General features: G+C 53.5%; 12 protein-coding genes. 7 read left to right on the plus strand and 5 right to left on the minus strand.

The annotated features are described in order from the left end of the window. Nucleotides 1-227 precede the first annotated feature (227 nt). The 4 genes from OM794_RS12325 to OM794_RS12340 form a co-directional block, all read right to left on the minus strand. A complete protein-coding gene (locus OM794_RS12325) occupies nt 228-716 on the minus strand; it encodes a hypothetical protein (protein WP_226251468.1) in 489 nt (162 codons plus the stop codon). Between the two features lie 89 nt (nt 717-805). Beyond that, nucleotides 806-1,594 carry a hypothetical protein gene (locus OM794_RS12330; RefSeq protein ID WP_226251467.1) on the minus strand — a complete coding sequence of 263 codons (789 nt, stop codon included), beginning with the start codon at nt 1,592-1,594 and terminating at the stop codon, nt 806-808. A 241-nt stretch (nt 1,595-1,835) separates the two neighbouring features. Continuing rightward, nucleotides 1,836-2,294, minus strand: a complete 459-nt coding sequence (locus OM794_RS12335; RefSeq protein ID WP_226251466.1) for a hypothetical protein — start codon at nt 2,292-2,294, stop codon at nt 1,836-1,838. Nucleotides 2,295-2,440: 146 nt separating this feature from the next. Next, nucleotides 2,441-3,022 carry an HNH endonuclease gene (locus tag OM794_RS12340; protein ID WP_226251465.1) on the minus strand — a complete coding sequence of 194 codons (582 nt, stop codon included), beginning with the start codon at nt 3,020-3,022 and terminating at the stop codon, nt 2,441-2,443. A gap of 218 nt (nt 3,023-3,240) precedes the next feature. Between OM794_RS12340 and OM794_RS12345 the strand changes: the two genes are divergently transcribed. Together OM794_RS12345 and OM794_RS12350 are read left to right on the plus strand one after the other, a co-directional pair. Continuing rightward, entirely contained in the window at nt 3,241-3,606 is a 366-nt protein-coding gene (locus OM794_RS12345; protein WP_226251464.1) for a phage integrase N-terminal SAM-like domain-containing protein, read from the plus strand. Nucleotides 3,607-4,003: 397 nt separating this feature from the next. Continuing rightward, entirely contained in the window at nt 4,004-5,317 is a 1,314-nt protein-coding gene (locus OM794_RS12350; protein WP_226251463.1) for a hypothetical protein, read from the plus strand. Nucleotides 5,318-5,321: 4 nt separating this feature from the next. Here the strand turns inward: OM794_RS12350 and OM794_RS12355 are convergent, their stop codons facing one another. After that, on the minus strand, nt 5,322-5,843 hold the full coding sequence (locus tag OM794_RS12355) for a zinc ribbon-containing protein (RefSeq protein ID WP_226251462.1): 522 nt from the start codon (nt 5,841-5,843) through the stop codon (nt 5,322-5,324). Between the two features lie 161 nt (nt 5,844-6,004). On the opposite strand from OM794_RS12355, the gene leuS reads away from it, so the two are divergent. The 5 genes from leuS (at nt 6,005) to OM794_RS12380 (ending at nt 11,581) form a co-directional block, all read left to right on the plus strand. Next, on the plus strand, nt 6,005-8,590 hold the full coding sequence (gene leuS, locus OM794_RS12360) for a leucine--tRNA ligase (protein WP_226251461.1): 2,586 nt from the start codon (nt 6,005-6,007) through the stop codon (nt 8,588-8,590). After that, on the plus strand, nt 8,587-9,081 hold the full coding sequence (locus OM794_RS12365) for a twin-arginine translocation signal domain-containing protein (protein WP_088699943.1): 495 nt from the start codon (nt 8,587-8,589) through the stop codon (nt 9,079-9,081). Before leuS ends, OM794_RS12365 begins: the two co-directional genes overlap by 4 nt. Next, nucleotides 9,078-10,145: a DNA polymerase III subunit delta gene (gene holA, locus OM794_RS12370; RefSeq protein ID WP_088699942.1), complete on the plus strand. Its 1,068-nt coding sequence runs from the start codon at nt 9,078-9,080 to the stop codon at nt 10,143-10,145. Before OM794_RS12365 ends, holA begins: the two co-directional genes overlap by 4 nt. 86 nt (nt 10,146-10,231) lie before the next feature. Next, nucleotides 10,232-10,630: a PA2779 family protein gene (locus tag OM794_RS12375; RefSeq protein ID WP_226249233.1), complete on the plus strand. Its 399-nt coding sequence runs from the start codon at nt 10,232-10,234 to the stop codon at nt 10,628-10,630. Between the two features lie 12 nt (nt 10,631-10,642). Further along, nucleotides 10,643-11,581, plus strand: a complete 939-nt coding sequence (locus OM794_RS12380) for a PA2778 family cysteine peptidase (protein WP_265153766.1) — start codon at nt 10,643-10,645, stop codon at nt 11,579-11,581. The last annotated feature ends 238 nt before the right edge of the window (nt 11,582-11,819 follow it).

Here is an 11,819-nt window from a genome sequence, read left to right on the forward strand (position 1 = left end):
GGGCTAGGCGGAGAACGGGAGGCAATGAACCCAAAGGGGTCAGATAGATTTTAGATCAGACAGCTTGGTTAAAAACAAATCAACCTGCCTCATTTACATTGATCACAATAAACTCGATCTGCCCCCCTTTAATTTTGGGTTCCCTTACAGATAACGCCAGCCAGCATGCGCGGCTACGGAATGGAGGCGAAGCCACAATGCAGTAGACGTCGCCGTGACTGGCATGGTTATGCCTTATCGAACTCAGCAATATGAATTTTCATGAGATCGATAAGCTCGACTATTGCTTTGTTCACCTCAGGATAAAGATCCTTCGCTTCCTGGCTGTACTTTGAGTCCTCGCTCGTAATCATCGCCATGCCCCCACCCGTCTTCTTGGGTGCGCCCTTCCGGTATAGGGTTGACCAGCGATAAATGAGCACAGACGTCTTTTCCAATTGGCTGTTCACTTCCGCACTGGCCAGAAGCCTCAGCATACCGTTATTATCTGACAGTTCCCGCTTGATCTGGTCGTAGCTATCACGAGACTCTGTCAGTCTGATCAGCATCTCCAATTGGGATATCGTTTTGGCATAAAGAGACTCTAGTTTTTCCTGCTTTTGCTTTCGTGCCTCCCGTTTACTGACACCTAGCTCACGAAGCCCAGCCAAAAGCCATGTCACAATGGCTACGCCAATACCGAATGCTCCACTTATAATCGCCTGACTTAATTCCATGGTTTACTTCCTTGCATAACGCCAGCGTAACGGGCCGATTTGTGGAGCGGCAGCGGAACAAAGCGGTTCCGTTGACGCATTGGTTATGCTCAGGCATTTGGACCGTGCTGTTTTGGCCCATGCCACTCGAATACTTCCAATGTCTGTTGCAGGATTTTTTGTAGTCTCTCCATTGATTCCGGTGATACATCAACCTCCCCATAATGGCCGTCAGCCATTGTTGAGCCATATTTCGACCCATTAAGGGAGTTAAGGATGAGCACACCTCCGTTGGGGGCACTTACCATATTGTTTTCGACTGGTTTCAGGTCCAGTGGCTTCGGGTTTCTCCCCGTACCGAGACCACGAGATCTATCCTCTAAATGCTGAGCGGTGTTCCTCACTCCTCGAAGATCGGGAAATGCTTCGCCTAACTGAGCGTGCAGCTCTGCAAGGATTTGCGGCGTACCCTCTTCTCTTGATAGCACCCCAAAGAACTTATCAAATGAATCAATAGCGTATAGAAAGACTCGGGCGTATACGAAAGGTAAATTGTGTTCGAACTCCCGTGGTTGAAATCCATTCGACCATTTCTCTCTCTTGAACCGGACTTCTGTTTCAAAGTGGAGCTCGTCCCAATGCTCGTGCCCAGGAAACCCACCATACTCTTGCTCTACCTCCTGCCTAATCTCGCTCCTTCGTTGGGCGTCTCGTTCCCAGTTTTCACGGTCAGCAAATGAGGGGCGGGCAGATCTGGCTTCCGTGAACAAGTTCAGTGCAAGATTTGCCTCAAAGTACTGTGATTTCAGTGATTGCAACAGATTTCCGATTTTCCACGACCAATCCCGATCTTCACTTTCGAGCCATGTTCCAGGAGTTATGATCTCAAACACATACATTGCATTCACTCCTCGGAGCATAACGTTGCCAGCACGCGTGACTTTGAAGTGGAGGCGAAGCCGCAACGGAAAAACCATCGCCGTGCTTGGCCTGGTTATGCGATTCTCAATGACTAGACTACCCATTTTCTGCCCAGATCCGTGGGACACTTCCTGTCTTTCTAGTCTGAATATTGCAGTAATCGATTGTTTCTAGGATTTCTACCGGGAAATTTTGTAGTGGCTGATTATCGTCAAACACCTAATGGTAGTATGCCAGCAAGATATTGTGCAGAACCCTTACACTGAAATACCACCCTCCTTCAACTGTGACAGCCGGAACATTCTCATGGAAGAAGTATGAAAACCAGTTGGCTTCAAGTCCATCGTGTACTTCGCTAATTTTCCGCTTATCTGCGGAGCTTTGATCCAACTGAAAGTGCTTACTTCCATTCGCCAGATCTCTAGTAATATCCAGTACAAGATTCATCTGCGCGGGCAACTTTGCACGGTTCCGTTTTGATCTACTTAGCGATGTCTTAGGATCACTCTTCGACCAATCCTGAAAAAGATGCCAGGAAGTTATCAGAAAATCGGTAGCTTCATGCGCATCCCAGCTTCCACGCAGACCTTCCGCATCCCGCAAGAGCTTTCTGTAATAGTCTGTACTTGATACAAAACCAAGTGTCGCGCCATCTCTACCTGAAAGCTTTTTACCCATTTTGATTTGGCCTTTCTAGTTGACCGCTCGTAAGTGCGAAACCATAAATAGAATCTACGACAGGATCGAATTTATTCGCATAACGCCTAAGCTCAGTTGTCGGCTGAAGCGCGGCAGCGCTTTGGGCGGTCAACTGCAGCGATTTGTTAGAGTTCAACTCCATTATTGCGAGCATAATAGATAAGAAGCCCAACCATTGTTGCTGGCGTCAGCCTTGCGGATGTTGGGGCGTAGTTAGATTGGGGGCGGTGCAATCCCATTTTGCCGTCTAACCAACCCCGAAAGCTCTCGGCATTCATGAAGGCACAGTATTTATCATGATCTTGCTCTTCGACGCCAAATGAACGAAGAGCCGTCTTGATCTTTTGAGCCTCACGAACATAGGAGCTTTGGGCACGCGCCCACTCGTAGAATATTTCTGGAATGCTGGTATTTGGCGCCAGATCGTGGCATTCCCGGCACATGAGAAAAAGGTTATCGCATTCATCTGTGCCACCCAAGGACTTGGGAACTATGTGGCATCGCTGCAATGGAATCTTATCCCAGCATCTATATATCTCCTCCAAGCTCGCATCAGGTTTTCGAATGTCGTATTTGTCACTATAGTGAAATCCGCACGCCCAACAGCTAGGCTCTCCCCAATCGATAAAAAAGCCTAGTTCACCAATTCGATGGCGCCAGTGTTCAAAAACTTCGCGTTTCGCCGGCAGGGAGTCTATAAAAGGCACTTTAACCTCTAACAGGTATTAGACGGCGCGTCCTATGATTGGATGAACGCGTCAGCATGTTTACTTAATACATGTAGCTTCCCTTTTCGTGCATAACCACATGATTTTAAAATAAATTAATATTAATTAGGCTACGCTTGCAGAATTCGCATGCTTGCGCGTTTTGCCAAGCCCAATAATACTGTATGCATATCCACCACCAGGGGACAGGCAACCAAATGGATATGCAAAGCAGGTCTCCGAAACTAATGGATCGTGTGAAAGCTGATATGCGAGTAAAGCGCTACAGCCCACGCACTGAAAAAACATACTGTTACTGGATACGTTACTTCATTCGCTATCATGGGCTGCGACACCCAGCCAGTATGGGCTCTTCTGAAGTCCAAGCTTTTCTTGAGCACCTTGCCGTAGAGCGATATGTGGCTGCGGCTACACAAAACCAAGCGCTTAATGCTTTAGTATTTCTGTATCGTCATATCCTTGATATGCCATTGGGTGATATTGGCACCTTTTCACGAGCTAAACGCCCGCGTCGATTATCTGTCGTGCTTTCTCACGAAGAGGTCATGCGCATGTTAAATTGAGTGTGTGGGCCTATGAATTTGATGGACATCCCCTGACCTGAGGAAGGAATTTGCCGGTGTGCGCAGCCTTTTAGGCTAAAAAGCTAAAACGAAACCACGCTACCGCCACGGCACAACCAGGTTACGTAAAACGCTCCAGTTGCAACCGTGTTTGACTCATTAACCATACCTTATTGATAAATTTGGCTTAGGTCACATGCCAATACAATAAAGTAATGTCTTTTGGGGCCGACAATTAGTTGGTTGCATTGATCTGGTACCGCTGCGCGGTACTTTCGCGGGTGCCTCGCTTCGCTCGTTACCACGCGCTACGAAAACCCCTCGATCATTACCGGCTTACCGCTGGCCTTCCTCCGCAAATCCGATTAGCCTGCTAATTCACTATTAAGGGTTTGGCATGCAAGAGACAACTTCTCGGCAACGCTTGGCGGGCGTGCTGATTTTGCTTGGATTGATCGCACAGATTATTGGTTTTACCGGCTGGCTCAGCACTGCCCATGCGGTGAGCTATTTGCTATGGGCGGCGGTTGTGTTGCTGTGGCGGGATATTCCCCGCCGTTCGCGCATACAGGCGGGTGTGCTGATAGCACTGGGAGCGGGCATGCTGCTGGTGGCGCGGTTTGTTTATGGCGCCGAGGTGGATTGGCCCGCTATGTTGCAGGGCAATTCGTTTGTGGCGGCGATGCTGGTGGGCGTTAGTTTTATCTCGCTGATTGGCAAGCAAGGTAATAAGGGCGCGACGGGGAGTCGAGTGACCGGAGCGGGTGGCGTGCTGCGTACCTGGTTGGGCGTTCACTTCCTGGGGACAATTTTAAATCTCTCTACCGTGTTTATGGTGGGCGATAAGCTGGCCCGGCGTGGGCCACTCACTACGCCGCAGTTGTTGGCGCTTAACCGTGGGCTGAGCAGCGCGGCGCTGTGGTCGCCTTTTTTTGCCTCTATGGGCGTGGTGATTGCGCTCGTACCCGACGTTGAGTACGCGCAAATTGCCGTAGTGGGCTTTCCCATGGCGATGCTGTCGGGGCTGCTAACCACGCTGGAGTTGCGGCGACGGTTTGATCTCAGCGAGGTGGATGGCTACTCACTGGCGCCGCGCAGCCTGTTGATGCCGGTGGGTATGGCGGCGTTGGTGATGCTGTTTCACTTTGTGCTTACCCCTGCCCTGACCATCGTCAGCATTATCACCTTTCTGCTACCTAGCGTTGCGCTGCTAAGTAACCTGCCCCATGGGCCCAAATTTACCCTGCGGCGGATTCGTCAGCACACCACTACGCGCTTACCCGCCATGCGCGGCGAGATTTCGCTGTTTTTAGCAGCGGGGTTATTAACCATTGGCCTTTCGACACTGGTAACAGCAGCAGCTGGCAGCGACTGGACATTGTTCACCCGCTTTGGTGCGCCACAGGCGATGGTTAGCTTTGTAGCGATTACGTTGAGTGCACTGGCAGGCTTACACCCCATTATTGGGGTGTCGGTGTTGGCCTCAATACTGAGTCTGCAGAACGGTGAGCAAACTGTGTTTGCGTTTGTGGCGTTAACGTCATGGGCAGTGGGCACCAGCGTTGGCCCGCTTTCGGGGATCAACCTGTCACTGCAGGGTCGCTACGGGGTGAGCGGTTACCGCATGATGAAAAATAACCTCCTCTACGCAGCGGTAATGAGCCTGCTCTCGCTGGGGGCGATTGCAGGCGTCAGTTTATTGGTCACCTAATCGATCAGGTCTCAACGATTTTGCTAGGGAAGCGGTAGAAGTAGCGATGTCCGCACTGGTGGCAGGGTTCCAGGCGCGCCACGGTGGGCAGCATCACCTGAGCATCGCAATGGGTGCAAGCCATTAGGCCGGGCGCGGCCATCTCGCCTTCGCAGTAGTCGGCGCGGGCGGCCTCTAAATCTTCCTCAAAGCGCTCGCGTTCGACCACGCTACGGTCGGCAATCGACAGTAGCGACTCCGCCACGCGGCGAGAAAGACCGTCAATATCGATACCCAGCCAGCTGGCCACCTGCTTGCCAGTGTCGGCCATGTAGTAGCGCATATCTTTCAGGTCACGCTCTACCCAGGCGCGCAGCAGGGCTAGCTCGTCTTTGGTGTACTCTTCCAGCTCCGCTTCAAACTCGACCGCGTCGTCCAGATCCTTCTGCAGATTTTCCCAGGTTAGCTCGTTAGCGCCCCCCTGCATCCGCTCTAGCAAGCGTTCGTAGCCTTCGCGTAAGCGATTGTCATTCTGCTGTTCACTCATGGTGCCTCTCCTTTTGTCGACGCGTGCAGTTACCTATCATCGGCTTACCGTTCAAGGATACACCCGCATAGGATACAATCGACCTCACTTATCTGACACACGTCATCTAACATTCACTTTGCGCCCCTTTTGGGCGAATACGCCAAGGCATTAATAAACCGATGGACGCACACTACAGCCCTCGTGATATCGAACGCGACGCCCAGCAGTACTGGGACAAACATCAGTGCTTCAAAGCCGTAGAGGATGCTAACAAGGAGAAGTTCTACTGCCTCTCCATGTTCCCCTACCCCAGCGGCAAGCTGCACATGGGCCACGTGCGTAACTATACTATCGGCGACGTTGTGTCCCGTTTCCAGCGCATGCAGGGTAAAAATGTCATGCAGCCCATGGGCTGGGACGCTTTCGGCATGCCTGCGGAAAACGCCGCCATTCAGAACCAGGTGCCGCCCGCCAAGTGGACCTACCAAAATATCGACTACATGCGCAATCAGTTGAAGGCATTGGGATTTGCCTACGACTGGAGCCGCGAGTTCGCCACCTGCGATACCAGCTACTACCGCTGGGAGCAGTGGTTCTTCACCAAGCTGGTGGAAAAAGGCTTGGTATATAAGAAAATGTCGACGGTGAACTGGGATCCGGTTGATCAAACCGTCCTCGCCAATGAGCAGGTCATCGAAGGCCGCGGCTGGCGCTCCGGTGCGCTGGTTGAGCGTAAAGAGATACCGCTGTGGTTCTTGAAGATTACCGACTACGCCGATGAGCTGCTGGCCGACCTGGATAAAGTCGAATGGCCCGAGCAGGTCAAAACCATGCAGCGCAACTGGATTGGTAAGTCCCGCGGTATCGAGCTGACCTTCGATGTTAAAGGCGCTGATGGCCAAGCCAATGAGGCGCTAGCGGTCTATACCACTCGCCCGGATACGCTGCTGGGCGTTACTTATGTGGCCGTTGCCGCTGGCCACCCGCTAGCCAAGCAGGCGGCCGAGCAGAACAGTGAGCTTGCAGCTTTCTGTGATGAGTGCGCCAGGGGCGGAACTTCCGAAGCCGAGATGGCCACCAAAGAGAAGAAAGGCATGCTCACCGGCCATATGGCGGTTCACCCGCTAACGGGCGATGAAGTGCCCGTCTACGTGGCTAATTTCGTGCTGATGGAGTTTGGTACCGGTGCCGTCATGGCGGTACCCGGCCACGACCAGCGCGACTGGGAGTTTGCCACCAAGTACGGCATTGACATCAAACCGGTCATCGCCGATGAAAGCGGCCAGCCTGCCGACGTTTCTGAGGCGGCCTACGCCGAATACGGCACGCTGGTCAATTCAGGTCAATTTGATGGCCTTGATTTTGAACAAGCCTTTGACGCCATTGCCGCCAAACTGGCGGAGCTTGGTCGTGGCGAAGTCAAAACCAACTACCGCCTGCGCGATTGGGGCGTTGCCCGTCAGCGCTACTGGGGCGCGCCGATTCCGGTTAAATACGGCCCGGAAGGTCAAACCGTGCCGCTCACCGATGACGAGCTGCCAGTCTCTTTGCCTATGGAAGTCACCGTAGATGCCTCGGGCTCGCCGCTGAAAAAGATGCCGGCGTTTTCTGACCTGGGCGATGGCTGGACGCGCGAAACCGACACCTTCGACACCTTTATGGAGTCGTCTTGGTACTACGCGCGCTTCTGCTGTGCGGATAACACCGAAGCAATGCTGGACGAGCGCGCCAACTACTGGCTGCCGGTGGATCTCTACATTGGCGGTATCGAGCACGCCATTCTGCACCTGCTGTATGCGCGTTTCTTCCACAAACTGATGCGTGACTTTGGCTTGGTGGATTCCGACGAGCCGTTCCAGCAGCTTCTGACCCAGGGCATGGTCATTGCGGAAACCTTCTACCGCTCCACTGATAACGGAGGCAAGCAGTGGTTTAACCCCGCTGACGTGGAAGTGAAGCGCGATGAGAAAGGCCGCCCGCTGAGCGCTATCCTTATGAGCGACGGCGAGCCGGTGGAAATGGGTGGCATCGAGAAGATGTCCAAGTCGAAAAACAACGGCGTTGATCCGCAGTCGATGATCGACAAGTTTGGTGCCGATACCGTACGCCTGTTTATGATGTTTGCCGCACCCCCCGAGCAGTCCCTGGAGTGGTCGGATTCAGGTGTAGAGGGCGCGCACCGCTTCTTGAAGCGCCTATGGCGTCAAGTCAATGAGCACTTGGCATCGGGCACGCCCGGCACGCTGGACGTCAATGCACTTAACGACGATCAAAAGGCGCTGCGCCGGAAAACCCACGAGACTATCAAGAAAGCCAGCGACGACATTGGCCGCCGCACCACTTTCAATACAGCCATTGCCGCGGTGATGGAGTTGTCTAACGCCATCGGCAAGTTCGAAGATAGCTCTGAACTTGGTCTGGCGGTGAGTCGCGAGGCGCTGGAAGCCTGCGTATTGTTGCTCTCGCCGATTACCCCACACCTGTGCCACAGCCTGTGGGAAGCGCTTGGCCACGCTGGCCCAGCCATTGAAGCACCTTGGCCAGCTCTTGATGAGAGCGCCCTTACCCGCGATAGCATCGAGCTGGTAGTGCAGGTTAACGGTAAGCTGCGCGCCCGCATTGAAGCCCCTTCAAGCGCGGATAAAGCATCAATCGAAAAACTCGCCATGGAACACGAAAACGTGCAGCGCTTCCTCGAGGGCAACACCGTACGTAAAGTGATCGTGGTGCCCGGAAAACTGGTTAACATCGTGGTGAGTGGATGAACCGACGCACATTTTTAACCGCTAGCATCGCCGCCTCGGCGGCGATGCTGCTTAGCGGCTGTGGGTTTCGGCTACGCGGCACTGAGTCGCTGCCTACGCTGCCCACTCTTGCCTTAGAAGGCGACAACAATAGTGCCGTCGCCCAGCAGGTCGCTTCGCGGCTTCAACAGTTAGGCACTCAGGTAGCCGCTGATGCGCCCTGGCGGGTTACGCTGGGCACGCCTGCCTTAAGCGAACGCCGCTTGGGGGGTGATGGTCGGGCAAGCCGCGAGCACGAGTTAGTGCTCAGCATTCGCCTCTCGGTACAGGAGCGAGCTTCCAATGCCTATCACATCAATAACCAGACCCTGTCGACAGATACGCGTATTCGGGTCAGCGATGACGACCTGCTCAACCGTGAAACGCTGATGATGGAAGCTGAGCAAACGCTTTCACGTCAGCTCGCTGATCGCATTATCGAACGCCTGGCTTACGTTGAGGGTATGCAGTGAAGGTATTTGCTGATCAGCTGCCCGCTGCGTTGGCAAAAAAGCTTCCCCGCGTAGTGATCGTAGCGGGGGACGAGCCCTTGCAGCATCGCGACGCCTGCGATGCGGTGAGAGCCGCCGCGCGTCAAGCAGGCGTTGAAGAGCGCGAAGTGCTCGACGTGGAGCCCAATTTCGCCTGGGGTCGCTTGATGGAGATGTCGAGCAATCTCTCGCTGTTTGCGACCAGCAAGCTGCTGGAGTTGCGCTTAGGCAATCACAAGTTGGGCCAGGAAGGCAGTAAAGCGTTAGCGCAGTACGCCGAAACCCTGGATAACAGCGATGACGTTTTGCTTATTGGCATGGGCAAGCTGGATGCCAAGCAGCAGAAAAGCGCCTGGTTTAAAGCGCTGGATAAGCACGGCCTGTTTGTACCGGTATGGCCAGTGGACGCTTCCCGCTTAGGCTATTGGCTGCGGGATCGTGCTTCGCTGCACGGTTTACAAATTGATCTGGAAGCCGCTCGCCTGCTGGGTGAGCGCACCGAAGGCAATTTGTTGGCCGCCGATCAGGAGCTGCAAAAACTGGCGCTGATTCATCCCCAGGGCACCCGCTTGAACGTCGAGAGCATCGCCCAGGGCGTGGAAGACAGCACCCGCTTTGATGTCTTCAATCTGGCCGATGCCTGCTTGAAAGGCGAACCCAGCCGCGCTTCGCGCATTGTGAATGGACTGCGCAGTGAAGGCGTTGAGGCACCTATAGTGCTGTGGGCGCTTAGCCGTGAGCTACGCACGCTGCTGTCGCTGCATCAGCACCTGGATCAAGGCCAGAGCTTTGAGCACGCCTGCAAAACCCAAAAGCCAATGATTTTCGATAAGCGCCGCCCCGCTTACCAGAAAGCCATTGGCCGCCTGCCCATGAAGCGACTGCATAAATTGCTTTTAATGGCTCAACGCCTCGATTTAGCCGTTAAGGGTGCGGCAACGGTACCGTTATGGCCCGGTCTACACGATCTGGCCATGACCATGGCCGGGGGCCGCGGACTGCTCTCAGAGTCCGCCTGGACTTATCGCATTAGTGCAAATAATTAGCACTTTGCATATTACGCTTAAAAATCAAACCATTTGTTTCTATACTCATTCCTTACCACCCCGACTAGTCTATAAGGAAGAAGACGATGAAAACATTGCGTGCTTACCTCTCTACCCTGCTGATTGCAGTGCTCGTTATTACCAGCTTACCCGTTGCTGCTGCCCCCGCTGCAACTCAATCCATGGATTTGGTCTCTACCCAATCTGTTTTGTCAGCTGACCGTGCTGGCGCTGATCGCGAACGGATTAACGAGATTCTGGCCCGCGCCGATGTGCAAGATCAACTGGTAAAACAGGGTGTTGATCTAGATGAAGTCGAAGCCCGTGTTGCCGCTCTAAGCGATGCAGAAGCACAGCAGATGGCGGAACAGCTTGAACAGTTGCCAGCCGGTGCTGGCGTTGTAGGCGCGTTATTCGCTGTTTTCATTATTTTGCTGGTCACCGATATTCTCGGCCTAACCGACGTTTATCCGTTTACTCGCTAATATAGGCCGCTCATGACCTATCTGTTTTCCAACGCCCGCTTTGCGGGCGTTTTTATTATGCTGTTACTGCTCAGCGGCTGTGCGCGAAACCCGGTATTACTGCAAAGCACCTATCAAGCGCTACCGCCTCATACAGAAATCACCAGCGTGCCGTTTTATGCCCAAACGGAATATCAGTGTGGCCCTGCCACGCTGGCAATGGTGCTCAACCATCAGGGTGTCGACACTGGCGTTGACGAGCTGATTCCTCAGGTATTTCTGCCTGGGCGCGATGGCAGTGTGCAGCCTGAAATGCTGGCCACGGTGCGGCGCCATGAGCGGCTTGCGTTTCCTATTCGCGGCACCATGGATGCCTTGTTAAACCATTTGGCAGCGGGCGACCCGGTGGTGGTCATGCAAAATTTGTCGTTGCCAATTTACCCAATGTGGCACTACGCCGTCGCCATTGGCTACGACCTACCCAATGAAACGCTTATTCTGCGTAGCGGAGAAATTGAGCGGCATACACTGTCGTTTAGCCGTTTCGATGCCACCTGGGCACGTACTGAGCGCTGGGGATTTGTAGTGGCAGAGCCTGGTACGCTACCGGCGGGTATTAGCGCCCGTAATGCCTTAGAAGCAATTAGCGCCTACGAAGAGACCCACGGGCCACGTGCAACGCTCTCAAGCTGGCAAGCGTTTGTGGCACGTCACCCGGCTAACGCAATAGGGCAGTTTGCGCTGGGCAACGCCTTTTATGCTGACCAGCAACCCGACAACGCCCGCAAAGCGTTTGAGCGAGCAACCGAACTGGATGAAGCGATGGGTGCTGCATGGCTAAATCTGGGTCTTGTACTGCTGCAAAGCGAGTCCCCAGACGCGGCCCGTGAAGCGTTAACCCAGGCCGCATCTCTTGAGGGTAGCTGGCAAGAAAAAGCGCGCTTAGCCCTGGACTCCTTAAAAAGCAATTAAAATCAATTACTAAACTCGATATTAATAATAACGAGCATAACTATGATGCTGCGATTAGTAAAGTTGTGGGATAGCCGATACGGCGAGTGAGTGCTTAAGTTGCACAAGGATGATGTTAGCTGTTCATTGGATTACCTAACCATTAACGGGAGAGGTGCCATGTGGAACTGCCCTGTGCAACGGAAGCTCTCTTTTGATCACTGTCACTACGCTTTTTTATCAAACGTACTCTCGCCTG

It is taken from the genome of Halomonas sp. BDJS001 (assembly GCF_026104355.1).
Lineage (GTDB): Bacteria > Pseudomonadota > Gammaproteobacteria > Pseudomonadales > Halomonadaceae > Vreelandella.

Bases quoted from the DNA above. Each gene is read 5' to 3' on its own strand.
- OM794_RS12330 (WP_226251467.1), bottom strand. From the start codon at position 1,594: ATGTATGTGTTTGAGATCATAACTCCTGGAACATGGCTCGAAAGTGAA.
- OM794_RS12325 (WP_226251468.1), bottom strand. From the start codon at position 716: ATGGAATTAAGTCAGGCGATTATAAGTGGAGCATTCGGTATTGGCGTA.
- OM794_RS12335 (WP_226251466.1), bottom strand. From the start codon at position 2,294: ATGGGTAAAAAGCTTTCAGGTAGAGATGGCGCGACACTTGGTTTTGTA.
- OM794_RS12355 (WP_226251462.1), bottom strand. From the start codon at position 5,843: ATGAGTGAACAGCAGAATGACAATCGCTTACGCGAAGGCTACGAACGC.
- OM794_RS12345 (WP_226251464.1), top strand. From the start codon at position 3,241: ATGGATATGCAAAGCAGGTCTCCGAAACTAATGGATCGTGTGAAAGCT.
- OM794_RS12380 (WP_265153766.1), top strand. From the start codon at position 10,643: ATGACCTATCTGTTTTCCAACGCCCGCTTTGCGGGCGTTTTTATTATG.
- OM794_RS12375 (WP_226249233.1), top strand. From the start codon at position 10,232: ATGAAAACATTGCGTGCTTACCTCTCTACCCTGCTGATTGCAGTGCTC.
- OM794_RS12365 (WP_088699943.1), top strand. From the start codon at position 8,587: ATGAACCGACGCACATTTTTAACCGCTAGCATCGCCGCCTCGGCGGCG.
- leuS (WP_226251461.1), top strand. From the start codon at position 6,005: ATGGACGCACACTACAGCCCTCGTGATATCGAACGCGACGCCCAGCAG.
- OM794_RS12350 (WP_226251463.1), top strand. From the start codon at position 4,004: ATGCAAGAGACAACTTCTCGGCAACGCTTGGCGGGCGTGCTGATTTTG.